This is a genomic window from Acetobacter syzygii (genome assembly GCF_000964225.1).
GTDB lineage: Bacteria > Pseudomonadota > Alphaproteobacteria > Acetobacterales > Acetobacteraceae > Acetobacter > Acetobacter syzygii.
In genome coordinates this window covers 1-22,185 of sequence record NZ_BAMZ01000019.1, presented here as the reverse complement: position 1 = coordinate 22,185, position 22,185 = coordinate 1, and the positions used below count along the sequence as shown (strand labels likewise).

The 22,185-nt window shown below is 53.9% G+C and carries 18 protein-coding genes and 1 tRNA gene; 12 read left to right on the top strand and 7 right to left on the bottom strand.

All coding sequences use genetic code 11. The features are described from left to right. The first annotated feature begins 68 nt into the window (after positions 1–68). From phoB to Absy_RS07580, 4 genes are all read left to right on the top strand, one after another. On the top strand, positions 69–764 hold the full coding sequence (gene phoB / locus Absy_RS07595) for a phosphate regulon transcriptional regulator PhoB (protein WP_048854145.1): 696 nt from the start codon (positions 69–71) through the stop codon (positions 762–764). A gap of 32 nt (positions 765–796) precedes the next feature. Continuing rightward, on the top strand, positions 797–2,053 hold the full coding sequence (locus tag Absy_RS07590; protein ID WP_048854144.1) for a sensor histidine kinase: 1,257 nt from the start codon (positions 797–799) through the stop codon (positions 2,051–2,053). A 137-nt stretch (positions 2,054–2,190) separates the two neighbouring features. Continuing rightward, positions 2,191–3,213, top strand: a complete 1,023-nt coding sequence (pstS, locus tag Absy_RS07585; RefSeq protein WP_048854221.1) for a phosphate ABC transporter substrate-binding protein PstS — start codon at positions 2,191–2,193, stop codon at positions 3,211–3,213. A gap of 160 nt (positions 3,214–3,373) precedes the next feature. Continuing rightward, the gene (locus Absy_RS07580) at positions 3,374–5,056 is read left to right on the top strand and encodes an OprO/OprP family phosphate-selective porin (RefSeq protein WP_048854143.1); all 1,683 of its coding nucleotides are present in this window, start codon (positions 3,374–3,376) and stop codon (positions 5,054–5,056) included. Positions 5,057–5,251: 195 nt separating this feature from the next. On the opposite strand, the gene Absy_RS07575 is transcribed toward Absy_RS07580, so the two are convergent. Further along, on the bottom strand, positions 5,252–5,695 hold the full coding sequence (locus Absy_RS07575; protein ID WP_048854142.1) for a glycine zipper family protein: 444 nt from the start codon (positions 5,693–5,695) through the stop codon (positions 5,252–5,254). Positions 5,696–5,834: 139 nt separating this feature from the next. Then, positions 5,835–7,157, bottom strand: a complete 1,323-nt coding sequence (locus Absy_RS07570; protein WP_084597001.1) for a hemolysin family protein — start codon at positions 7,155–7,157, stop codon at positions 5,835–5,837. A gap of 223 nt (positions 7,158–7,380) precedes the next feature. Here Absy_RS07570 and acuI point away from each other — a divergent pair, with 223 nt between their 5' ends. The 6 genes from acuI to Absy_RS07540 all read left to right on the top strand — a co-directional run bounded on the left by acuI (position 7,381) and on the right by Absy_RS07540 (position 15,190). Then, the gene (acuI, locus tag Absy_RS07565) at positions 7,381–8,364 is read left to right on the top strand and encodes an acrylyl-CoA reductase (NADPH) (RefSeq protein WP_048854141.1); all 984 of its coding nucleotides are present in this window, start codon (positions 7,381–7,383) and stop codon (positions 8,362–8,364) included. Positions 8,365–8,800: 436 nt separating this feature from the next. Continuing rightward, complete coding sequence (gene cydD, locus Absy_RS07560; protein WP_048854219.1) at positions 8,801–10,462, top strand: thiol reductant ABC exporter subunit CydD; 1,662 nt, start codon at positions 8,801–8,803, stop codon at positions 10,460–10,462. Continuing rightward, on the top strand, positions 10,459–12,186 hold the full coding sequence (cydC, locus tag Absy_RS07555; protein WP_245614772.1) for a thiol reductant ABC exporter subunit CydC: 1,728 nt from the start codon (positions 10,459–10,461) through the stop codon (positions 12,184–12,186). The genes cydD and cydC overlap by 4 nt, the downstream gene beginning before the upstream one ends. A gap of 47 nt (positions 12,187–12,233) precedes the next feature. Then, positions 12,234–13,826, top strand: a complete 1,593-nt coding sequence (locus Absy_RS07550; protein WP_048854140.1) for a cytochrome ubiquinol oxidase subunit I — start codon at positions 12,234–12,236, stop codon at positions 13,824–13,826. Between the two features lie 15 nt (positions 13,827–13,841). Then, positions 13,842–14,978 carry a cytochrome d ubiquinol oxidase subunit II gene (gene cydB / locus Absy_RS07545; RefSeq protein WP_048854139.1) on the top strand — a complete coding sequence of 379 codons (1,137 nt, stop codon included), beginning with the start codon at positions 13,842–13,844 and terminating at the stop codon, positions 14,976–14,978. A gap of 14 nt (positions 14,979–14,992) precedes the next feature. Then, entirely contained in the window at positions 14,993–15,190 is a 198-nt protein-coding gene (locus Absy_RS07540; protein ID WP_048854138.1) for a hypothetical protein, read from the top strand. A 273-nt stretch (positions 15,191–15,463) separates the two neighbouring features. Here the strand turns inward: Absy_RS07540 and Absy_RS07535 are convergent, their stop codons facing one another. Together Absy_RS07535 and argC are read right to left on the bottom strand one after the other, a co-directional pair. Next, positions 15,464–16,195: an SDR family NAD(P)-dependent oxidoreductase gene (locus Absy_RS07535; protein ID WP_048854217.1), complete on the bottom strand. Its 732-nt coding sequence runs from the start codon at positions 16,193–16,195 to the stop codon at positions 15,464–15,466. 34 nt (positions 16,196–16,229) lie between these two features. Further along, a complete protein-coding gene (argC, locus tag Absy_RS07530; RefSeq protein WP_048854137.1) occupies positions 16,230–17,150 on the bottom strand; it encodes an N-acetyl-gamma-glutamyl-phosphate reductase in 921 nt (306 codons plus the stop codon). 139 nt (positions 17,151–17,289) lie between these two features. On the opposite strand from argC, the gene mazG reads away from it, so the two are divergent. Beyond that, on the top strand, positions 17,290–18,201 hold the full coding sequence (gene mazG / locus Absy_RS07525; protein ID WP_084597008.1) for a nucleoside triphosphate pyrophosphohydrolase: 912 nt from the start codon (positions 17,290–17,292) through the stop codon (positions 18,199–18,201). Positions 18,202–18,275: 74 nt separating this feature from the next. On the opposite strand, the gene Absy_RS07520 is transcribed toward mazG, so the two are convergent. From Absy_RS07520 to Absy_RS07510, 3 genes are all read right to left on the bottom strand, one after another. Next, positions 18,276–18,803 (bottom strand): DUF2501 domain-containing protein, encoded by a 528-nt coding sequence (locus Absy_RS07520; RefSeq protein ID WP_048854135.1) that lies wholly within the window; start codon positions 18,801–18,803, stop codon positions 18,276–18,278. Positions 18,804–19,092: 289 nt separating this feature from the next. After that, positions 19,093–20,961, bottom strand: coding sequence for a molecular chaperone HtpG (gene htpG / locus Absy_RS07515; protein WP_048854216.1), 1,869 nt, complete (start codon positions 20,959–20,961; stop codon positions 19,093–19,095). A gap of 141 nt (positions 20,962–21,102) precedes the next feature. Continuing rightward, complete coding sequence (locus tag Absy_RS07510) at positions 21,103–22,047, bottom strand: N-formylglutamate amidohydrolase (protein WP_048854133.1); 945 nt, start codon at positions 22,045–22,047, stop codon at positions 21,103–21,105. Between the two features lie 66 nt (positions 22,048–22,113). Between Absy_RS07510 and Absy_RS07505 the strand changes: the two genes are divergently transcribed. Continuing rightward, positions 22,114–22,185: transfer RNA gene (locus Absy_RS07505), tRNA-Val, on the top strand.

Sequence of the window (22,185 nt, the reverse complement as noted above, 5' to 3'; positions counted from 1 at the left end):
GGCGGATGGTTGTTTTTTGTCATCTGCGCGTCATATCCTAGTGGCAGGTTTTTAAAGGGCATTCTGGTATGCACAAGGCAGATCTTCTGGTTGTTGAGGATGATCCGGCACTCGCCCGGCTCGTTTGCTACAATTTGGAAAAACAGGGTTACATGGTCCGCCATGCGGCAGACGGAGAGGCGGCTCTGGACTATGTTCGCCAACGTCGCCCGGACCTGATTCTGCTGGACTGGATGTTGCCCGGTATTTCCGGGCTGGAGGTTTGCCGCCGTTTGCGCGAGCAGGCCAGAACAGCCGCCCTGCCCATTATTATGTTCAGTGCCCGTGGGGAGGAGGCCGATGCCATCCGTGGTTTGGATACCGGGGCGGATGATTATTTGGTCAAACCCTTTAGCATGGATGCGCTGTTTGCCCGCGTAAAAGCCATTTTGCGGCGTGCTCCACCGGCAGATAAAACCTTGCGGTTTGATACGTTGGTGATGGACCGGGTCAGCCACAAGGTGGAGCGCGATGGTCGCCTGCTTTCTTTAGGGCCGACGGAATACCGGCTGCTGGAATTTTTAATGTTACATCCGGCTCAGGTTTTCTCGCGTGAGGAGTTGTTGAAGCACGCGTGGGAGCGCAGTTCTTTTGTGGAGTTGCGGACAGTGGATGTGCATATCCGCCGTTTGCGGCAGACCCTGAACGAAGGGGGCGGCGCAGATCTAATCCGTACCGTACGGGCCCGTGGCTATGCGCTGGATAAAGTGCAGGATCAGGACTAAGCACAACCACCGCAGAAAAGGGGCGGCTGATCATGCAAGCTTGGCTGGCTGCACTCTACGGTATGGTAGGGGGGGGCGTGTTGGCGGCTCTGCCGCTGTATTTTGCGCGCTCAGACCGTTTTGAACCCTTGCCGGATGATGCCGAAAGGCAAAAAAGCCGCTTAGGGCGGGACGCCGCGTCTGTTACATTGGACGAGGTCATGGCCTGCCTGCCAGCTGCAACGCTGGTTCTGAACGATACGCGCCTGCCGTGTGTGATTTCCCCCGAGGCAAAGCGGCAGTTTACAAACAGTATTGGCAGCATTATTCGCCATCCGGCTTTTCAGAGCTGTGTGGACCGGCTTCTGGCGCAAAAAAAAGACGATACGCAACCAGCCGAAGCATTGATTATGCTGGATATTCCGCATTACCGGATTGTGCGTGCATGGTTGCAGAAAAAAACTGTCCCCGATGTTTTTCTCTCCGAAGGGTATCGCAAGGGAGGGGGCGCGTTTTCGTCTAAAACAACGCTGGTGTTTGTTGCTTTGCATGACGAGACGGAAGCTGTGCTGGCAGAGCGGCAACATACGGATTTTGTGGCATTTGCCAGCCACGAACTCCGCACGCCGCTGGCCTCTCTTTTAGGGTTTATAGAAACCCTGCAAGGCCCAGCAGCAGATGATGCGGCTATTCAAAAAGAGTTTCTGGGCATTATGTCCGAACAGGCCAAGCGGATGCAGCGTTTGCTGGACGGTCTGCTTTACCTGTCGCGCGTGCAGATGCAGGAGCACCATCGCCCAACGGATACTATTGGTATTGCAGAATTGCTCAAGCGCTTGTCGGATGAGGCATCCGGGTTAATTGCCGGTAAGCCCGTGCATTTTCAGGTTCAGGCGGATGGTGTGCAGGAGCTCTGTGTGCAGGGTGATGAAGCACAGCTTTTGCAGGTGCTGATGAACCTTGTTGAAAATGCGTTAAAATATGGCCTGTTTGACCGCGGTAAGCGTAATGGCCAGCCATTGGATATTACGGTTGCCTGTACACGGGCGACAAAAAACGCAGGCTGGCCGACCGAACCCGGTCTGGTGCTGAGCGTTACGGACTCTGGCCCCGGCATTCCTGCACGCCACCTTAACCGGTTGACAGAGCGGTTTTATCGAGTGGCCAAAACGGCCGCCAGTGTGCAGGGGAGTGGATTAGGGCTTGCCATTGTGCAGCAGATTCTTGCCCGCCACGATGGGCGCTTTGCGGTGGAAAGCACGGTAGGGGAGGGGACAACCTGCCGCATCTGGCTTCCGCTTCTGGCGTAAAGCGCTTGTCATAAAACCGTCATGTAATTGTCCTGAAAGCATAACACCATTTTGGCCTGACTTCCGTTAACCCAGAACAGCACGGCACATTTTTGCTGCCGGAAGCTTTATGCAATTGGCTCAGGGAAAAAACCAACATGCGTTTTTCAGTCAGGTCTGGAATGTGTCTGGCCGTTATGACAACCTTCCTTACGGCACTTCCAGCAGTATCTCGGGCCGAGAGCGTGACCGGTGCAGGTTCCAGCTTTGCCGCTCCGATTTATGAAGGTTGGGGTGCTGTTGCCAAGTCCGCTACGGGCGTGACGGTCAACTACCAGAGCGTTGGGTCCAGTGCAGGTCAGAACCAGATTGTAGCTGGCACGGTGGATTTTGGTGCGTCCGATGCACCAATGGATGCACAGAAACTGGAAACCAACCACCTGTTCCAGTTCCCCACCGTCATGGGCGGCATTGTGCCGGTTGTGAACATTCCCGGCGTTAAGCCAGACACGGTAACCCTGAGCGGGGACGTGCTGGCAGATATTTATGCTGGCACCATTACCTCTTGGAACGACCCCAAGATCGTGGCCCTGAACCCCGGTGTTAAGCTGCCAGAAGTTGCTATTGCGCCTGTGCACCGTGCGGACGGGTCGGGTACGACTTTTGTGTTTACCTCCTATCTTGCCGGTTCTTCCTCCTCCTGGAAGGAAAACTATGGTGCAAGCACATCCATTAGCTGGCCCGGTGGTCTGGGTGCCCGTGGGAATGATGGTGTTGCAGCAACCGTGCAGAACACCGAAGGTGGCATTGGTTATGTTGAATACGCCTATGCCAGCCGTAACCACCTGACCACCATCCGCCTGCGTAACCATGCTGGTGCCAGCGTGGTTGCGGGTATGAACAGCTTTTCTCAGGCTGCGCAGGCTGCGGAGTGGGATCATGCAACGCACTTTGCAGTAAATCTGTTGGATACGGACGGTAAGGAAGCATGGCCGATCATGTCGGCAACTTATGTGCTGGTTCCTGTTCCTGCCCGTAACCCTGATCGCGATCAGGCCGTGCAGAAGTTCTTTAGCTGGAGCTTCAATAACGGCGATGCCATTGCGACCAAGCTCGACTACGTGCCGCTGCCCAAGACTGTTAAGGATAATATTATGTCCGCCTGGAAAAACGGTAAGTAATCGTTTTTCCCGGATTTTAACGTCTTGATTGAAACGTATTGGAAAAGCGGCCCCGAAACGGGCCGCTTTTTTTCATAATTCCGTAACGAAACCATCATCGAAGCATCACGCACAAAAAGTTTGGCACGGGTTATTCACAGCTCATCGTTCTTATCATGGAATGGCCACAATGCGCTGTAAATCGCTTTTTTCTTCTGTTGCTCTAACCTCTTTTATGTTGGCTGGAATCGCTCCTGTGGCCGAGGCGGCTTCCACTGAGGATTCCGAAATTCGTCTGCTGCGTGCAGAAATGTCCCAGATGCGTCGGGATATGCAGCAGCAGATTATTACCCTCAAGCATCAGCTGGCTAAAAGCGATGTCGCGACAAAGGGCCGTGCTTCTCAGACGGCTGGCCATGGTCGTACCCTGCATGTTGCCGATGGCGCATATGATCCGAACATCCAGTTTGGCGAGCAGCAGCCCATTAAAAAAATTGCCCCTCTTTCTGGTATAGGCACTCCGCCATCAGACCGTGGCGATACCATGTCCTGGAAAGACTTTAAGGCTGCAACGGCAAAAGACGAAGAAGTCCAGATCGGCGGAATGCAGATTGGCTTCCCCAAAGGTCGCTTCACGGTTTCTTCTGAAGATGGTGCTTATGGCTTTTCGGTCGGCTTAGCTTTCCATGAAGACTTTGGTAGCTTTATTGGCATGTCCAACCCAGGTGCTGGTGGTAAAAAAGGCGATTTTGATAGCTTTACTGAAAACGCCCGTCGTATCCGTATTCCGTTTACGTTCCGCTACAAAGACTGGGTTGCCAACGTAACTCCTGACCTTGGTGCTGGCGGCGTGGATGGTGACACCACAAACCAGGGCCTCTATGAAGCCAACCTGAACTATACCGGGCTGCACAACACAATTCTGACGGTTGGTTACTTCCAGCCACGTGTTACGGAAGAAGATTCCGAAAGCTCGAACGATTTTGAAATGATGGAACGTCCCGTCATTACCGATCTCGTCCGTAAGATTGCCGCTGGTGACGCCCGCTTTAGCTTTGGTGGTCTGCATTACGAAAAACGCTGGTGGATTGCTGCCTACTTTACGGGGCAGAGCTTTGGCGGCCGTTCCAGCTCCAGCGGTGCCAATACGGCACTGGTTGATAGCCAGACAGGGGGCACGTTCCGTGCCGCAGGTCGTCCGTTTGTATCCAAGGATATTGATCTGCACGTAGGTGTGTCTGCCATTAGCGCATTTAAGGTTGCGCAGAATGGTAGCGGTCGCACGTATTCCTTTGCTGACCAGCCAGAAGTTAACCTGACGACAACAAACCTGCTGGGTAGCGGCACTATTCCTAACGTTGCTTCCGTATGGTCTGCCGGTCCGGAATTGGGGCTGCGTTGGAAAAAACTGCTGCTTAAAGGTGAATATTACCACATTGGCGTGACCCGTGGCGATGCTGCCACAACCCCGGCACAGAACCACAATGCCAGCTTTGAAGGGTATTATGGTTCTGCCAACTACACCCTTATGGGGCAGGGTCGCCAATACAACATTAAGGAAGGCGCATTTGGCGCTCCCGGTGTTGAGCACGAATTCGACCCCTCACGCGGGTTCTGGGGTGCGCTTGAAGTCTCTGGCCGCTACAGTGTGACAAACTTCAAGGATGTGGCCGCAGGCGTTGGCAACGGTAACAAACAGACTGTCTGGTCGGGTGGTTTGAACTGGTACCCCAACCGTCATTTCCGCTTTATGGTTGACTTCAACCACTTCATGACATCCGGCGGTGGCGGTGGGGCTACGACCTATAACATCTATGGTCGTCATGGTAACTCGCTGGCTGCCCGTGTGCAGGCTGCGTTCTAAAAAAGACCAGTCTCTGGCGTTAGTCAGGGCAATATTAAGGAAAAGGGCCATTCGCAGGAATGGCCCTTTTTTTATGCGGCTCGTTTTGGCGGAGTAGCACAGATAGTGCGACCACCAAGACCCACGGTGATTATGACGGATTAAGCTAAACCTGCGCGCATGCCCTGCACAGGGCGTGCGCGCTTGAGTGTGGTTTTAGCGGCTGTAACCGTAGGCGGGCTGGGGTGCAGGCAGAACGTTTTTGTAAGCGATCATGCACGCAACATAGGCGTTGTTATACTGGGTTTGAATGCCACCCTGCTGGCTGTTGGAATAGAGGCTCCCCCCCAGACCACCGCCCATGGCACCAGCAGCAGCACCAATGCCAGCGCCTGCGCCGCCGCCAGCGGCTGCACCAAGGCCAGCGCCCAGAGCTGTTGCTGCGAGTCCACCGTAAATGGCTTTATGGTTCTGGCGTTCGGCCTGCCCCTGAACGGCAGCAGCAGCCTGTGAACGACAGAAGTTCTGTTCCTGCAGGAACTGCCCGTAGTCCTTGCCCGGCCCGGGCAGCACCTGTGCAGTTGGGCCCATTGGGGTTTCTGCGCAGCCTGCCAGCAGAAGAACGGGCAGGAAAGCTATGGAAAGCGCTTTAAACTTCATCTCACTTTCTCCAAGTTCTATTGGATAATGGTCAAGTGAGAAGACTATGTCATTTTTTTTCGATTAGAGGAACAATAGAAAAAGGGGGCAAAGGCTACAGTGATCACAATAGCCTTTGCCCCCTTTTTCTAGCGACTACTTATGGAGTGGTGTTCAGCCGCGTAACCAGTAGCTGGTTGATGCGGAAGCCCTCCACATCCACCACCTCAAACCTGAAGCCCGATGCATCGACCCGGTCGGTTTTGCGCGCCATACGGCGGAGGCGGTGCATGATAAAGCCGCTGATCGTATCAAACTGCTCATGGTCAGGCAGGTTTACAATATTCAGTTCCCGCATGACCTCCCCAATAGGGGCCGCTCCATCGACCAACCATGAGTTGGCATCACGCTGCACAATGGCCTGCTCCTCAAACGGGCTGGCCAGCCCGTCCATCAGAACGCCCATAATGTCTTTAAAGGTAATCAGCCCTACAACCAGTCCGTACTCGTTAACAACCAGCGCAAAGCCTACGCCTGATGTGTCAAACTGGGCGAGCGTATCCCACAGGTTCAGTGTTTCTGGTACGGAGGGCACATCGCGGCGCATACGGGCAATGGGATTGCTATGGGGGCGGCCGGATGGTGCAATGGATGGATCCACAACCGAGGCCAGAACGTCTTCCGCGCGAATGGAACCAATAACCTTGTCCAGCCCCCCATTGCACAGCGGGTAGCGGGAGTAGGGCTCTGTGCGCACTTTTTCGTGGTTGTGTTCGGGGGTGTCCTGAATATCGAGAAAAATAATCTCGTCCCGCGGGGTCATGGCGGATGTGACCGACCGGTCCTGCAAGCCCAAAACATTTTCGATCATCTGGTGTTCTTGCTGAAGCAGCGCGCCAGAGGCCGTGCCAGCAGCCAGAATGGCGTGCAGGTCTTCCGGGGTCACAGGCTCTACGGCCGAAGCTGCGGGAATTTTGAGAGCTTTGAGCACCACATCGGAAATCTTGGAAAAAATCCAGACAACCGGATACAGAATACGCAGGGCAAGGCGAGGGAACCAGCCAACGGCCAAGGCCACCTTATCCGGGTTGCTCATGGCGACCCGTTTGGGCAGCAGGTCTGCAAACAGAACAAACATACCGGTGACAAAAACAAAGCTGATCGTGGAGGCCAGATTTTGTGCCCACCAGTCAGACAGCTTCCACTGGGTAAAAAAAACGGCCAGTGGGGGAGAGAGCATTTCCGAGCTGACAATACCGCCCATAATGCCCACACCATTCAGGCAGATCTGGATAACGGTTATGACCTGCCCACTGTTGCGGCGGAGCGCCAGAAAGGCCTGCGCGCGGGGGTCTCCTGCTTCTGCACGGCTGCGGAGCCGGACTTCCCGGGCGGCCGCAAATGAAATTTCAGAAAGCGCGATCAGGATACTGATGGCGATCAGCAGAACAAGGGTCAACAGACCCATAATGAACAGGAGCAAGAGAACGTCCGGTATACTGTTAGGATGCCACAGTATGAACAAAAAGGAAGCGGCTGACCAGCATCATTCCTGTTGTATTTTTTATGTCATGAAGGTGGGAGGTGGGACTTCAAAAATCTGTCAGTGTGGCACGGGGGCTCTTTGCAGGCGTTGGAGGGTTGTTAGTGTGTTTGGCCTGCTCTTCTGAGTATGGCGGGAACGCGCCCATCTGGATGTGAATGTGATGTTTGAAGCCCTCTACCTTGAAAAAACAGACAGGAACGGCCCAACAGCCACGCTGCGGCATTTGCCCGAAAGTGCTCTGCCAGAAGGGGATGTGACAGTTCGTGTCCATTGGTCAGGGCTGAATTACAAGGATGCACTGGCAATTACCGGGCGTGGGCCTGTGGTGCGGGCTTGGCCCATGGTGCCGGGCATTGATTTTGCGGGTGTGGTCGAACAGTCCACCAGTCCGGCTTTTTCTGCCGGGCAGGAGGTCATGTTGAATGGTTGGGGTGTGGGGGAAAAACACTGGGGTGGTCTGGCGCAAAAAGCACGGGTGCCCCATGACTGGCTTCTGTCATTGCCAACTGGTTTGAGTGCGCAGCAGGTTATGGCGCTGGGTACGGCGGGTTTTACGGCAATGCTCTGTGTGCAGGCGTTGGTGCGGGAAGGTGTGGAGCCGCATGATGGGCCTGTACTGGTAACCGGGGCAACTGGTGGGGTGGGTAGCGTGGCGGTCATGCTGCTGGCCAAAATGGGGTACGAGGTGGTTGCCGTAACCGGTCGGCTGGAAGAGCAGCCCTATCTACGAAAACTTGGTGCGGCTGATGTGCTGGCACGTTCGCATTTTGAAATGCCGTCCAGACCACTGGAAAACGCCCGCTGGGCAGGAGCCGTGGATGTGGTTGGGGGGCAGGTTCTGGCATCCGTCTGCGCGGCCATAAAACCTCGTGGGGTCGTTACAGCCTGCGGCCTTGCTGGCGGTATGGATTTTCCGGCAACGGTGGCTCCTTTTATTCTGCGGGGCGTCACTCTTGTGGGCATAGATAGCGTGATGTGCCCCCAGAATGTGCGGCAACAGGCATGGGCACGTTTGGCGACTCTGGTGGATAAAGACCTACTGGAGGGCATGACGCGGATTCTTCCGTTATCAGGCGTGCTGAATGCTGCAACAGACCTGCTGGATGGTAAAATAAAAGGCCGATTGGTTGTTGAAATACCCTGAGGGGCTTTGCAGGGCGGATAAAACGGTTTGATCTGCCTACTCCATGAAATTCGGATAGTTTAAGAAATTATGTAACTTTTGGCTTGATGAGGAGTCAGAAGATGAATTTTTGCGAACAAAAATAAAAATCATGAAGAAAAAAATCCATAAATTTTGTAATCAATAGATAAAAATAAAATACAAAATTATCAAAAAATATTTTTATATGAGATAATAAATAAATTCATAGAATATAAATATGTATCATTCATATTATTTTTTTCATATCAGCGCATAAATGTAATTTTTTAAGATAATTCCCTAGTTGAGAAAATTCTCAACATCCAGAATCTCTTGACGAGCGATACTTTCAAATATAATTAAACATTATTGTTAATTAAATCTTGTAAGTATTATCAGGATGATCACCACCCCTGCCAACTCTCTCGGCGCAGATATGACCAGGCGACTGACCCGTATTGTGCGGGGCTGGTTGCTGGGGTCTGTCGTTGCGGGTGGGGTCTCGGCAGTTCTGCTGGTTTGCCAGTTTGTGCAGCTTGCTCATGTTGTGGACGATATAGCCTTCCGTAACCACACTGTGGGGGCGGAGGGGCTACAGTTCGCCTTTATTCTCATCTGCCTTGCCGGGCAGGTGGGGGCGCGTTTTGTCTCGGATATGATGGGCACTCAGGCCGGGTTGCGGGTGGCCAGCCATGTGCGGAGGCAGCTTTTGGCGCGTCTGTTTGCAGCAGGGCCCGTGGCTTGTGCAACCATACCTGCAGGGGAGGTCATAACGACCTTTACCGAAGGTTCGGACGCATTGGTTCCCTATTTTGCCCGTTACATACCCTCTGCGGCCATGATGGTGGTTTTGCCGCTTCTTATTCTGGGTGTGGTTGCCGGAGTGGATGGATGGAGCTTTCTGGTTCTGGCCTGCACTGGGCCGCTTATTCCTGTTTTTATGGCGTTTGTGGGGTATGGCGCTCAGGTTGTTATGGACCGGCGGTGGCGCGAGCTTTCTGTGCTGGGTGGCAGTTTTCTGGATGCTTTGCGGGGGCTTAAAACCCTGCGGCTTTTTGGCCGCACGCAGGCAAGTCTGGAGCGTATTGCCTCCCTGGCAGATGCCCACAGGCGCACGACCCTGTCGGTTATGAAGGTAGCATTCCTGACTTCTGCTGCGCTGGAGTTTTTTTCCAGCCTGTCTATTGCTCTGGTAGCGATTGTGTTTGGCACACGTCTGCTGGCGGGAACGGCAGATTTTAGGTCTGCATTTCTGGTGCTGCTGCTTGCGCCGGAATATTTTATGCCTTTGCGTACGTTCTCCGCCAGTTACCATGCTCGGCAGAATGCACGTGCAGCTATGGAGAGCATGGGCAAACTGTTTGCCTTACCCACCGTGTTGCGGCGCGATGGTGATCTGGCCAAAATGCAAAAAAATGTTGTTGGGCAGCTAAGTTGCCAGTCTCTTGCTGTGCACAGTCTGGATGGAACACCCCTGCTGCACGATGTGACCTGCCATTTTGACCGTAACAGACTGACTGTTTTAACAGGTGCAAGTGGTGCGGGTAAAACCACACTTTTACAGACCGTGTTAGGATTTTTGCAGCCGCAGTCGGGTAGCCTGATCGCTTATGATCCATCTGGGCAAGTCATGCCGCTGGAAAATTTGCGCATGGCATGGGTTCCGCAGCGCCCACTTATGGTGTTTGGAACAGTGGCGGAGAACCTGCGCCTTGCCGCACCCAATGCGGATGCGCAACAGTTGCGGCGCGCTGCGGAGCAGGCCGATGCGTTGGGGTTTATTGAACAGCTTCCACAAGGGTTTGATACGCATTTAGGCGAGCGGGGGAGTCGCCTGTCCGGTGGGCAGGTGCGTCGGCTGGCGCTGGCGCGCGCATTGCTGCGCGACCCGGACGTGCTGGTGCTGGATGAACCCACGGCAGGATTGGATACGGCTGGCGCCATGCGTGTGGCCGATGCAATTTGCCGCTGCACTGTGGGGCGTATTGTTATTGTTGCAACGCACAGGCAGGCATTGGCCGCACGGGCAGATCTGTTGCTCCATGTGCAAAATGGCGCTGTGAAAGAACTGCCCATGCAAAAGGAAACCGTTGCATGACCACGCAGCAAAAACCTTTGCAAGTTGAACGCCTGGAACTGGGTATTTCCGGTTTTATGTGTCTTTCAGCCACTGTACGCTGGCGCCTTGCCGGAGGGGTGGTGTTGGCTTGCCTTGCGGCTTTATCCAGCTTTGGTTTGCTTGTTTTGTCCGGCTGGCTGCTGGCTGGTGCGGCAGTTGCCGGGCTTGCAGGGCAAAGTGCAGCGCGTGCGTTTAATATTATACTCCCAGCGACAGGCGTGCGTTTTTTCGCCATGACACGCATTCTTGGGCGTTATCTGGAGCGGGTTGTAGCGCATGATGGTGTGTTACGCCTGACGGGGTATTGGCGCACATGGGTTTATGCGCGCCTTGCTCCCCTTGCTCCCGCAGGGCTGATCGACCTGCAAGGGGGGGATCTGCTGGGGCGCTTTGTCTCGGATACTGATAAAGCTGCTGCATACTATACGGATGTTGCGTTGCCTTTTGCACGTGCATTGGTGTGTAGTGTGGTTTTTGTGGGTGTGTATGCCTGTTTTCTGCCTTCTGCTGCGTTGGTGCTGGCCGTAGGGCTGGTGCTGAGTGGCGCATTGGTGCCATTGCTTTTTGGTGGTGCCATAAACAGATGTGTGTGCAAAAATGCGCAAAAACAAAGCCATATTCGCAGTGATCTGGCAGAAACACTCCAAAATATTGGTGAATATCTCATTCTGGATGCGGCGCAAGGTCGGGCAGAGCAGTGGCAGGCGCAGCAACAGGCGGTAGACCATGATCGCTGGAAGCTGGATGCTCTGGAGGGTTCTGCCCGCGGTTTAATCACGATCATGGCGTTTGGTACGGCCCTGGTTGTACTTATGCTGGCGGCACAGGCCTATAAGGCCGGACATTTGAGTTCTGCGGAAATTCCCATGCTGGTTCTGGGAGTATTGGCAGCTTTTGATGTGATTATTCCTTTACCTCTGGCGCGGCAAGCCGCAGCAGAAGCCCGTTTGTCTGTTACACGGCTGGAACAGGCATGTGCCCCCCATGGGGTGGGCCAGAGCGTAAAGCCCCGGAGTTTACCGCACGCACCGTACGATCTGGTGATGCGGAATGTGAGTTTTGCGTACCCCTTGACCATGACGCCCGTGTTGGAAAACGCGTCTCTTACCATCAGGCAAGGTGAACACGTTGGGCTTATTGGTCCATCGGGTGCGGGAAAAAGCAGTCTGATCAATCTTTTGTTTGGTTTTTATGCCCCTCTTGGGGGGAGCATTACCTTTGGCGGTGTGGATGTGCACACGCTGGGTGCAGAAGATATGGCTGATTTTGTGAGTGTCGCTGCACAGGATTTTCATATTTTTGCAGGTACATTAAGGGATAATCTTCTCCTTGCCGCACCGTCTGCAACAGATGCAAAGCTTGCGGAAGTTCTGGAGATTACGCAACTCACCCATTTTGTGGCCTCTCTGCCAGAGGGTTTGCAAACGTGGGTAGGTAATGATGGTTTGCGTCTTTCGGGTGGGCAGGCCCGTAGGCTGGCTGTGGCTCAAGCCCTGCTGCGGCAGACCCCGTGGCTTATTCTGGACGAACCAACCGAAGGGCTGGATGCGCCAACAGAGCAGGCGCTTATGGCTGCCCTTATGCGGCACGCGAACAATACGACCATTGTGTGCATGACTCACCGTGCTGCGGTGCTGCCGTTCATGCACAGAATTGTCAGGGTGGAAGACGCCTGTTTTCACCCGGAAGGGGGAGCCGCATGACGAACTGAAAGTGAAAAGCGCTTTTCTTCTGGAATAAGGTTGTAAAAATGGATTTGATTAACCCTACGGTCGTTGATCTTTCGCGTTTTCAGTTCGCGTTGACGGCTCTTTACCACTTCATGTTTGTTCCCCTTACGTTGGGGCTCACTTTTATGCTTGCTGCCATGGAAACGGTGTACGTCGTGACCGGCAAGCAGGTTTACAAGGAAATGGCTCTTTTCTGGGGCAAGCTGTTTGGCATCAACTTTGCTCTTGGCGTGGCCACCGGCCTGACCATGGAGTTCGAGTTTGGCACCAACTGGTCCATGTACTCCCGGTTTTTTGGCGATATGTTCGGCACGCCGCTCGCCATTGAAGGGTTGATGGCGTTCTTTATGGAATCTACCTTTGTTGGTCTTATGTTTTTTGGATGGGATAGGCTGAGCAAGCCAGCTCATCTGGCCATTACCTACCTTGTGGCGCTGGGGTCCAACCTGTCTGCCTTGTGGATTCTGGTGGCAAACGCCAGCATGAACATGCCCAATGGCGCGCATTTTGACCCCGAAACCCTGCGCATGACGTTTGATAGCTTTGTTGGCGTGGTCTTTAACCCTGATGCTCAGGCCAAGTTTGTGCATACATCGGTCGCAGGGTATGTGGCGGCATCCCTGTTTGTAATGGGGATCAGTGCATTTTATCTGTTGCGTGGCGAACATCGTGCGTTTGCTGCACGGTCTTTTCGTATGGCTGCGCTGTTCGGTATTTTCTCCACCGTTGCAGTCATTACCTTGGGGGACGTGCTGGGCCGGTTGGATTATGAACATCAGCCAACCAAGATCGCAGCAATCGAGGGGCTGTGGCATACCAGCAAACCCCCGTATGAACCTTGGATTGTGGCGGCACTGCCCAACGACGAAAAGCAGGAAAGCTCTTTTGAAATTGGTGTTCCGTTTGTTCTGACCCCGCTGATTACGCACAGCTTTAATACCCCTATTACGGGTATGATCGAACTGGAAGATGCCGCGGCACCACGTATTGCATCGGGTATTAAGGCCATTAGTGCCCTGCGCAGATACGAGGAAAATCATCTGGCGGCAGATCTGGAAGAATTCCATGCCAACCAGAACGACATGGGTTACGGTTTGCTGGCTACCCGCCACGCTCCCAATCAGGATGTAACGGCCATACCGCCGGAGCAGCTCCAGACTGTTATTGACCAGACCAAACCTGACATTCTGCCGAATGTGTTTGTGACCTTCTGGTCCTTCCGCTTTATGGTGTTTCTGGGCGTTTTCTTTTTTGTTCTGTTCGCCATGGCGTCTTATCTGAGCCTGAAGAACCAGCTTGAACGTAATCCACTGTTCCTCAAGCTGTGCATGTGGTCCATTCCCCTGCCAATTCTGGCTACGGAATTTGGCTGGATCACTGCAGAAGCAGGCCGGCAGCCGTGGACTGTGTTTGACCGCCTGCCAACCTTTATGTCCGCGTCAACACATAGTGTGTCCTACATGGTGTTCTCGCTGGCCGGATTTACGGTGCTTTACAGCATATTCATCGCGGTGGAGCTTTATCTGATGTTCAAGTTTGCGCGGCTGGGGCCGGAAGCACATGACCAGCATGATAATGCAGACCCCGTTCACCTGTCCGTTGTGGCGCATTAAGGAGGATCTTGCATTATGGACCTCTACGTTATTCTCAAACTGATCTGGGCTGGCCTTTTATGTGTGCTTCTGATCGGGCTCGGCCTGATGGTAGGCATGGATATGGGGGTTGGCACCCTGTTGCGTTTTGTTGGGCGCACGGATGGGGAGCGCCGTACGGCGCTGAATATTATTGGCCCACACTGGGACGGCAATCAGGTTTGGTTTATTCTTGGGGGAGGCGCTATTTTTGCGGCGTTTCCCACATTGTATGCCACTTCGTTTTCAGTGTTTTATGTGGTGATGATCCTGCTGCTGTTCAGCATGATCCTGCGCCCTGTGGCCTTTGAATACCGTTCCAAGGTGGATGCGCGCCTGTGGCGTGCAAGCTGGGACTGGGTTTTTCTGCTTTCCGGCTTTTTACCCATGTTTGTTTATGGCGCGGCATTTGGGAATATTCTGCAAGGTGTAGGCTATCACTTCAACTGGACCGGGCAGTATTTTCAGGACGCATCATTCCTGACCTATCTGTTTAACCCTTTTGCCATTCTATGTGGCCTTATGGCGGTTTCGCTGAGCGTTATGCAGGGTGGCGTTATGCTGATGATGCGCTCGGAAAACCCAATTTATGACCGTGCGCAGCGTTATGCCAGCCGTGCAGGCGTTATTGCGGCAGTGTTGTTTGTTGCTGGTGGTGTATGGGTGCGTGGTATGCCCGGATTTGTGCTGGAGCAGGGTGACCCTGCCATGCCAGCCAACCCGATGCACGGGCAGCATGTGACTGTGCAGGTCGGAGCGTGGTTTGCCAACTATGCTGCCCACCCGGTGCTCTGGCTGCTACCCGTGCTTGGTGTGGTGTGCATGTTGGCGGGTGTTGCCCTTGTTAAGGCCAATCGCCCCCATGTGGCATGGTGGATGGGTCTGGGGTCATGGCTTGGTACGATTGGTACGGTTGCTGCCTCCATGTTCCCTTTCTTCATGCCGTCAACAACGCGCCCGGATCAGAGCCTGACAATCTGGAACAGTTCCGCCAGCCAGTATGGTCTGACCTGTATGCTGGCTGTGGCTTTGATCTTTGTGCCGCTTATTCTGTGTTACACATCGTGGTGTTACTACGTTATGCGCGGCAAGGTGCGTACAGCCGACATCATCAAAGATACGCATAGCTACTGATAGGAAACATGCAGATGATTATATTACTGCGTTGCGCCGGTCTTGGTCTGGCACTTGTTGTGGCTTTGCTGTTTGCCGTTTTTGTTGGTGACCAGGGACCATGGTACTTTGCATGGGCGGTCGGCACAGTCATGATTATTCTTGTCGCTGCAGCGGGTGCCGTTCTGTTTGATGCCCAGTCCGCACAGCATACGGCCGAAGAGGAGTTTTAACCATGATGGGTGATCTGGAAGCTATTATATTTTTTGTGCCATTTTTGTATTTATCCTTTTATATAATAGCATTTTCTGTTATTAAAAAGATGTTTCCCTAGCCTGTAGTTCTGACATCAGGGAAGCATTCACAAAGCAGCAGCCTGCATACCCTAGGGTATGCAGGCTGTTTTGTTCTGGTGCATACAAAAACCCCTGCACCGCATTGGGTGCAGGGGTTTATTTTTAATAAGTTTCTATTTTTTGAAGGAGTTTTACCATACCTTCTGTGGATTAAGCTTCCAGGCCCCCATCAACAGGCAATGCCGCACCCGTAATGTAGGATGCTTTTGGGCTGGCCAGAAAAGCAGCCATGGAGGCAATGTCATCCACCGTTCCGTAAGCGCCAGTTGCCACAAAGCTGCTGATCAGGGCTGCGCCTTCGCTATCTTCGGGGTTCATATCCGTGTGGATGGGGCCGGGTTCGATCACATTGGCAGTAATGCCGCGTGTACCCAGGTCGCGGGCCACACCTTTTGCAAAACCGCGTAGCGCGGCTTTGGTGGCAGCATAGAGCGAAATACCGGGGAAGGGGGCGCGGGCACCAAAGGCGGAGCCGATGTAAATAATCCGGCCACCTTCCTTCATGTGCTTGACCGCTTCCATGGTTTCCACCATCACGGCACGCACGTTCAGGTTCAGAATATTTTCAATCTGGGCAACCGTCATTTCGTCAATCGGGCCGTAGGGGTATGTCCCCGCATTGCAGATCAATGCATCAATGCGGCCAAAAGCGATCATGGTTTCGGCAATAACTTCGCGGTTGCCTTCCACCGAAGCGCTATTGGCTTTGATGGTCAGCGCCTTGCGGCCCATGGCTCTTACTTTTTCAGCAACTTTTTCTGCCGCACCTGAACTGCTGGAATAAGAGAGGGCAATATCATAACCATCTTTTGCCAGTGCCTCTGCAATAGCAGCTCCAATGCCACGGCTACCGCCGGTTACAATAGCAACACGATTGCTCATAATGTTAAAACCTTTCAATATATAAGCCTGTTTTTCAGGCGTTGTTCAAACCCAGCATCAGGCTGATGTTCTGCAAGGCAGCCCCTGATGCCCCTTTGCCCAGATTATCCAGACGGGCGGTTAACAGGGCCTGTCTGGTCTGCGTTGTGGCATGCACACGCAGTTCCATTTTGTCGCTTCCGGCCAGAGCCTCGGCAGAGAGTTTGGGTTCTTGTGGCATCACACGGACATGCGCCTGCCCTGCATAGTGTTCTTCCAGAATGCGGTGCAAGTCACACCCCGTAATATGACCCTGCATGTCATCCAGATGCAGAGGTATGGAGACGATCATCCCGCGGGCAAAATGCCCGACCGATGGCACAAACACGGGGCGGCGGGTCAGTCCGGCATGTTGGTGAATTTCGGGTACATGCTTGTGTTCAAGGGTAAGGCCATACAGCTCAAACGCGGGGCCGCCCTCACGCTCATGTGCTTCGATCATGCTGCGCCCACCACCGCTATACCCGCTGACGGCATTAATGCAGATGGGGTAGTGGCGGTCCAGTACGCCCGCCTCAATCAGTGGGCGTAACAGGGCAATGGCACCCGTGGGGTAGCAGCCGGGGTTGGAAACGCGCAAGGCGGTGGCAATCGCCCGGTCCTGCCCTTTGACCAGTTCGGGAAAGCCATAAACCCATGTTGCATCGGTGCGGAAGGCGGTGCTGGCATCTAACAGGCGGGGCGCGGAGGCTCCCAGTGTTGCAGCCATTTGCACAGCCTCGCGCGAGGCATCGTCTGGCAGGCACAGAACCACCAGATCGGCAGCAGCCATGGCGTCCTTGCGGGCGGCAGGGTCCTTGCGCCGGGCAGGGTCGATCGAATACAGCGTAACAGGGAGAGTGGAAAGGCGTTCGCGTATTTCCAGCCCTGTGGTGCCTGCTTCGCCATCAATAAAGATAACGGGTTTCTGTGTCATGCCTTCCTCTTCTGATTCTGGGCGGTAGGTTAGGCTTTCTGTCTGCTAACGCATAGACGCAGCGCAGGATTATGGCACAATGTTTAACACATTAAGACCCCGCCTCCTGCGTGGCAGGCTACCAGAACAGGCACAGAGCATGACCAATACGCCCCAGTCCCCCGTTACCGCACCATCTGCTGTGGTTCAGTGTCGGCAGAATGCTGCCCAGACCATGGAGCGCCTTCTGGCTCTTATGGCGCGCTTGCGCGACCCGGTGGAAGGTTGCCCTTGGGACCGGGAGCAAACGCACGAAACCATAGCCCCTTATGCTATAGAGGAAGCGTATGAGGTGCTGGATGCCATTCAAAAACAGGACTGGCAGGCGTTTCCCGATGAATTGGGAGATCTGCTGTTGCAGGTGGTTTATCAGGCACAACTGGCGGAAGAGCAGGGCAGGTTTGACTTTGCCGATGTTGCCCGGATTGTAACGGAAAAAATGATCCGTCGGCACCCCCATGTTACATTTGGTGCGGATGTACTGGGCCACACCAGACAGGCAGAGGGTGCAGCGAACAACCTGCCTGCCAGTGCCATGCCAGGGCAATGGGAGATGCTCAAGGAACAGGAGCGCAAGCGCTCTGCACAGGTAGGGGGGCAAAAGGACCAGCGCCTTGGCGCTCTTGCCGGTGTACCTCCTGCGTTGCCTGCATTAATCCGGGCGTCCAAGCTGGCATCGCGGGCGGCACGCGTTGGGTTTGACTGGCCCGATGTAGGCGGTGCGCTGGAGAAGGTCCATGAAGAAATAAATGAATTTTCCGTGGAAATGCACAAAGGTGACCGGGAAAAAATGCAGGATGAGCTGGGGGATGTCCTGTTCTCAATCGCCAGTCTTGCTCGCCGCCTGAAGCTGGACCCAGAGGTATGTCTCCGTCAGGCATGTGACAAGTTTACCCGCCGGTTCGAAGCCGTGGAGGCATGTCTGGCGCAGGAGGGGCTGAGTATGCAGGACCAGAGTGTCGACCAGTTGGACGCGTTGTGGTGTGCGGTCAAGCAGACCGAAAAGCCGTAAAGCTTCATGCTCAGGTGTGGCTTGGTGGCCAAACCACACCTGACGGGGTTGAACAGCAGATTAAATTTGCTGTTTTAAGGCAGCAGGGACTGGCCTTTTTTGGTCAGGTCACTGCACAGTTTAACGCGGGCTGACTGGTCGAGTGTTGCTACGTCAAATGGTGTGGATGTGCCGTTCTGCAACAGACCTTGTCCACCGATTGAATAGTGCGGGTCATTTTTAACATCTGGTCGTTTTGCCAGTGTGCGGGCCACGCTGCGGGGCGTGGTGCCAGAAACATAGTTTTTGTGAATGCAGTAAGTCAGCAACCCGGCCACATTCCCTGCGCTGGCGTGAGTAATGTCTGGCAGGCCGTTTTCTCCCAGAGCGCCAGGCGTTGTAGCGGTGGTGGTGCCCGTTACATTATTAATAATTTGTGCGCCATTGGTTGGAGCAGAAGCCGGATTGGCCGGGTTGGTTGCCAGTAGCGCACCCGGTGGTGGGGTTGGCGTGGTTGTGCCTGCAGGAAGTTCTGCAGCAACTGTTTGTGCCTGTGCGACGTGAACACCACCAAGGGCAAGAATAAAAGCTGATGCAAGCAGAGCAGTTTTGGAATAGGTCATACAAAAAGGTCCTTGCTCTATAGAATACCAAAAAAGAAGTGATCAGAAGAGAAAAAGTCATATTCTTCTGATGATTTTCCATCCTTCTTTGTGCCTATAAAGCGTGAGGAACGGCATGGTTCATTCTGTATTGTGTTTTTTGAAAATTTTGGTGTGATTTAATTTAACAATAAATGGTATGTTTGTGAAAATAACATAAATATCAACTAATAATAAAAACGGCTGGAGATGTGCTCCAGCCGTTCTGCCATTATCAACAAAGAGTGATGTCTGGTGTGTGTAGTGCCCGTTATGCTGTGGCACTCTTTGCCAGATAATCCATAATCCGGCGGGAAAAAGCATTTACGTCTTTGGGTGTTTCACCATTCTGTATGCTGGCGACATCGAGCAGAATATGGGCAAGGGAGTCAATCTTGTCCCCCGCCTGCACTTTTTGCGCCAGTGTGTGCACAATAGGATGGGTTGGGTTGAGTTCCAATACAGGCGTTACGTCTGGTATATCCTGCCCGCTCCGCTGCATCAGTTTGCGTAATTGCAGGTCCGGGCCGCCTTCGGGGGCACTGAGCACCATTGCACTGGAAACCAGACGGTCGGTTGCCCTTACATCGGATACGGCATCGCCCAGAGCGGTTTTAAGAGCCGGTAGCAGGGTGTCCATATCCGCTTTTTCGGCGGCGTTGGTTTCTGGTGCGCCAAATTTTTCAAGGTCATTCAAACCTTGCGCAACATTGCGAAGGTTTTTGCCTTCGTAGGTTCCAAGTCGTTCAGGCCAGAAGGAATCTACCGGGTCGGAGAGCAGAAGCACTTCCACACCACGGGCTTTGAACCCTTCAATCTGGGGAGAAGCATTCAGAACATCTGTATTGTCACCCGTTACATAATAAATGGCATCCTGCTCCGGCTTCATGCGGGTCAGGTAATCATCCAGCGATGTCAGACCTTCCACCGCACTGGAGCGGAAACGGCTTAATGCCGCAACATCAGCCTTATAAGTGGGATCATCCCACATGCCTTCTTTCAGGACCGGGCCAAAATTGTCCCAGAATGTGGCGTAACTCTGCGCATCCTTGGCGCGGGTCTTCAGTTCGTTAACAACTTTTGTGGTCACCGCTTTGCGGATGCGGGTTAGAATAGGGGTGGCCTGTAACATCTCGCGCGAGACATTGAGTGGCAGATCCTCCGTATCCACAACGCCTTGCACAAAACGCAGCCATGGCGGCAGAATTTCCGCATCATCTGTAATGAACATGCGGCGGACATGCAGCCGCACTTTGCTCTCACGCATCTGTTCGCCAAACTCAAATGGGCGCGTGGAAGGCACAAACAGCAGGGCGGAAAATTCCATGGTTCCTTCTGCGCGCCAGTGCAGCGTGTCCCATGGCTTGTCAAAATTATGCGTTATGTGCCGGTAAAATTCTTCAAGCTGTTCTTCCGTTACCTCATTGCGGGACTTGCGCCACAGGGCCGTACCTTCGTTTGCGGCTTCTTCTTTGCCATCACGCATGATGGTAACAGGCCACGCAATATGGTCAGACCATTTGCGAATAATGTCCTGCAAACGCCACGGATCCAAAAACTCATCCGCATCGGATTTGATGTGGAGCGTAATATCCGTTCCTGCTTTGTCACGCGTGGCGGGTTCCAGGCTATAAGATCCTTTGCCATCGGATGACCACCGCCATGCTTCGTCCGATCCAGCCCTGCGGGAGACAACGTCAACTTTATCCGCCACCATAAAGGCTGCATAAAAACCTACCCCAAACTGCCCGATCAGACTGGGGCGGTCTTCGGGTTTTGCGCTTTCCAGTTTCTGGCCGAATGCCCGGGTGCCGGAGCGGGCAATGGTGCCAAGGTTGGCGACCAGTTCGTCCCGGCTCATGCCCGACCCATCATCGCTGATTGTCAGCAGGCGGGCATCCTTGTCCGGATTAATGCTGATTTTAGCATTTTCGGGGAGGGCCTGCGCGCCATCTGTCAGGGCTTCAAAGCGGCGGCGGTCTGTGGCGTCTGCTGAGTTGGCGACCAGTTCGCGCAGAAAAATTTCGCGTTCGGAGTAGAGCGAATGCACAACCAGATCGAGCAGCCGACCGACTTCCGCGCTAAATTCGCGTGTTTCGCTGCCTTGGTGTGCTGTGGGGTTCTGGGTTGCTTCCGTCATGCTAATGTCCTGTTGTTCTGTTTCTATAATATGTTTGTGGGCAGTGAATGCCATACCCTTGGCACGGGTGCACAGTCCTGCCTGTTCTGGTTGAACAGATGTGGTGGGGGATGCGCGTTTTCAATATCTTGTGCTGGTCTGTCAGCCTATAGACTGCGTTTTGCTCTCATGAGAAGGAAAATGGGCCAGCACCTGTTCAACCATAATGGTTAGGGCATCAGCAAGGCTGGCAAAGCCTGCATGTTTGGTGCGTGTGCTTTCGTCCATATAAAGGTCACGCCGCATTTCTATTTGGAGTGCGTGCATGTTGATCCCTGGGCGACCATAATGGCGGGTAATGTATCCGCCCGCATATGGGTGATTGCGGACCGTTTTAAAGCCAAGTCCCTGTAACGTCTGCTCGGCAAGGTTGGTCAGGTGTGGAGTGCAGGATGTGCCGTATCGGTCGCCCAGCACAAAGTCGGGCGATCCGGCCTGCGGTGCCGCTGGCATGGAGTGCAGGTCAAGCAGCAGGCAAAAGCCATGCCTGTTACGCGCCTGTTCCAGCAGATTGGCCAGAGCAGCATGATAGGGCATCCAGTAATGGCGGATGCGCAAAGCGGCTTCCATAAATGGCAGGCGTTGCCTGTAAATCGGGCGCCGATCTGCCACAATACGTGGGATGGACCCCAAACCCGCCAACCCCCGCTCGGAAGGGGCAACAAAGGAGGGAATGCTCCCGTGGAACATGCGACTATCCAGATCCCACGCGGCTCGGTTTACATCGCAGAACACACGGGGAAAAGTTGCCTGAATAAGAGGTGGCCCCAGTGCCTGCGCACCCAGTGCGAGTTGCTCCACAAAGCTGTCTTCGCCACTCCGTAGAATATCCAGCGGTTGGCGTGCGGAGGATACAAATGCTTCAGGGTAGAAATGCCCGGAGTGGGGGGATGCCAGCACCAGAGGTCCAGTGGCAGGTGTGCCAGAAACCAGAACTGGTGCGGGTGAGGTTTGCCTCCCTGAATGTTCGTGCTCAGTCGTGCCTGATTGCGCCTGAAAAAGCCGCATCAGACTTGGTGGAAACAGGGAGGCCGCAAATTTTTTCATATTCGTACTATTGTGGGCTTGCGCTCTTAAGGCAAGGAGGATAAAAGGCCAACACACATCAGGAATGGGCGCATAGCTCAGCGGTAGAGCACTACCTTGACATGGTAGGGGTCACAGGTTCAATCCCTGTTGCGCCCA

Excerpts from the sequence above, each read along its gene's own strand:
- pstS (WP_048854221.1), top strand. The coding sequence starts at position 2,191 with ATGCGTTTTTCAGTCAGGTCTGGAATGTGTCTGGCCGTTATGACAACC.
- mazG (WP_084597008.1), top strand. The coding sequence starts at position 17,290 with ATGACCAATACGCCCCAGTCCCCCGTTACCGCACCATCTGCTGTGGTT.
- Absy_RS07550 (WP_048854140.1), top strand. The coding sequence starts at position 12,234 with ATGGATTTGATTAACCCTACGGTCGTTGATCTTTCGCGTTTTCAGTTC.
- phoB (WP_048854145.1), top strand. The coding sequence starts at position 69 with ATGCACAAGGCAGATCTTCTGGTTGTTGAGGATGATCCGGCACTCGCC.
- cydC (WP_245614772.1), top strand. The coding sequence starts at position 10,459 with ATGACCACGCAGCAAAAACCTTTGCAAGTTGAACGCCTGGAACTGGGT.
- Absy_RS07575 (WP_048854142.1), bottom strand. The coding sequence starts at position 5,695 with ATGAAGTTTAAAGCGCTTTCCATAGCTTTCCTGCCCGTTCTTCTGCTG.
- cydD (WP_048854219.1), top strand. The coding sequence starts at position 8,801 with ATGACCAGGCGACTGACCCGTATTGTGCGGGGCTGGTTGCTGGGGTCT.
- acuI (WP_048854141.1), top strand. The coding sequence starts at position 7,381 with ATGTTTGAAGCCCTCTACCTTGAAAAAACAGACAGGAACGGCCCAACA.
- Absy_RS07590 (WP_048854144.1), top strand. The coding sequence starts at position 797 with ATGCAAGCTTGGCTGGCTGCACTCTACGGTATGGTAGGGGGGGGCGTG.
- Absy_RS07580 (WP_048854143.1), top strand. The coding sequence starts at position 3,374 with ATGGCCACAATGCGCTGTAAATCGCTTTTTTCTTCTGTTGCTCTAACC.
- htpG (WP_048854216.1), bottom strand. The coding sequence starts at position 20,961 with ATGACGGAAGCAACCCAGAACCCCACAGCACACCAAGGCAGCGAAACA.
- Absy_RS07520 (WP_048854135.1), bottom strand. The coding sequence starts at position 18,803 with ATGACCTATTCCAAAACTGCTCTGCTTGCATCAGCTTTTATTCTTGCC.
- cydB (WP_048854139.1), top strand. The coding sequence starts at position 13,842 with ATGGACCTCTACGTTATTCTCAAACTGATCTGGGCTGGCCTTTTATGT.
- argC (WP_048854137.1), bottom strand. The coding sequence starts at position 17,150 with ATGACACAGAAACCCGTTATCTTTATTGATGGCGAAGCAGGCACCACA.
- Absy_RS07510 (WP_048854133.1), bottom strand. The coding sequence starts at position 22,047 with ATGAAAAAATTTGCGGCCTCCCTGTTTCCACCAAGTCTGATGCGGCTT.
- Absy_RS07540 (WP_048854138.1), top strand. The coding sequence starts at position 14,993 with ATGATTATATTACTGCGTTGCGCCGGTCTTGGTCTGGCACTTGTTGTG.
- Absy_RS07535 (WP_048854217.1), bottom strand. The coding sequence starts at position 16,195 with ATGAGCAATCGTGTTGCTATTGTAACCGGCGGTAGCCGTGGCATTGGA.